This is a genomic window from Catenibacterium sp., assembly GCF_052354645.1.
Taxonomy (GTDB): domain Bacteria; phylum Bacillota_I; class Bacilli_A; order Erysipelotrichales; family Coprobacillaceae; genus Catenibacterium; species Catenibacterium mitsuoka_A.
This window is the reverse complement of sequence record NZ_DAWDDM010000102.1, coordinates 1,411-2,574: the sequence shown is the minus strand read 5'-3', so window position 1 is coordinate 2,574 and position 1,164 is coordinate 1,411. Positions and strand designations below refer to the sequence as shown.

The 1,164-nt window shown below is 32.0% G+C and carries 1 protein-coding gene and 1 pseudogene; both read left to right on the top strand.

Translation table 11 applies throughout. The features are described from left to right. Nucleotides 1-259 precede the first annotated feature (259 nt). Entirely contained in the window at nt 260-520 is a 261-nt protein-coding gene (locus ACT8VG_RS05890) for a hypothetical protein (protein ID WP_444195403.1), read from the top strand. After that, nucleotides 517-1,164: pseudogene (locus ACT8VG_RS05885) on the top strand (hypothetical protein); the annotation flags it as partial. The gene ACT8VG_RS05890 and the pseudogene ACT8VG_RS05885, both read left to right, overlap by 4 nt.

The window sequence follows — 1,164 nt, the reverse complement described above, 5'->3', positions numbered from 1 at the left end:
TTATAATGGTTATGCTCAGGTGAATAATAAAGGACCTCAATATAAAGTGGTTAATGGACATCGTGTTTAAGGAGAGTGTTTATCACTCTTCTTTTTTATGAAGTGTAAATAAAATATTCTTAGTAGAAGATAAATAATAAACATTAAATACAATAAAAACACTATCTAATACAAATATTTGATTAAAGGTATCTTTAAGAGTAAAATAATGATAAGGATGAAAAATCCAACTATTTTGGGAGAAAGGAGGCGACATTTCATGAAGAAACTAAGTAAGTTATTATTAGGCTTAATTTTATCTTTTACGGTTATTCAGGTACCTCTTGCTTCGAATAATGATGTATATGCAGTAGATGATACAACTACAGAAGATGTTGTTACACCAAAGTCAGGACTTGTCTATGAAGATGATCAGTTTGTCTATTATTCAAATGGAGAAGTAGATAAAGACTTTAAAGGGTTACCTAACACAAAGCTGAAAAGTATTATGTACAGAATGGGACTGTTGATACAACATTGACTGATGTAGTCTACATTGATGGCACTTGGTATTATATTGATCAAGGTCGCTTAAATGAAGAAACAAGAGATGTTATTTTCCACTGTGGTGGATGGTACTTTGTAGAAAACGGAACAATTGACTGGACTTATACAGGAGTTGTAGAACACTGTGGTGGCTACTTCTATGTAGATCATGGTCAGATTAACTGGAATTATACAGGTGGTTGTGAAACAGATGGTGTTTTATACTACATGCATAATGGATCTCTTGATACAAGTAAGAGTGAGTTAACATACATCAATGGCACCTGGTACTTGCTTGAAAAAGGTGTAGTTAATTATGATTATACTGGTTTAGCTATACATGATGGAAGATGGTACTATGTTGAAAATGGAGTTCTTAACTGGAATTATACAGGATTAACTGAGTATTATAGTACTTGGTATATGGTTGTGAATGGTCAGTTAGACTGGAATTTTAATGATTTAATCCTAAAGGATGGAACATGGTATTGTATTAGAAATGGTGTATTAGATTATAACTATACTGGTTTAGCTATGCATGATGGTAGATGGTATTATGTAGATCATGGTAAACTTGATTGGAACTATACAGGATTAACTATGTATTATGATGATTGGTATATGGTTACTAATGGTCAA

Coding starts and splice junctions, on each gene's coding strand:
- ACT8VG_RS05890 (WP_444195403.1), top strand. CDS start 260: ATGAAGAAACTAAGTAAGTTATTATTAGGCTTAATTTTATCTTTTACG.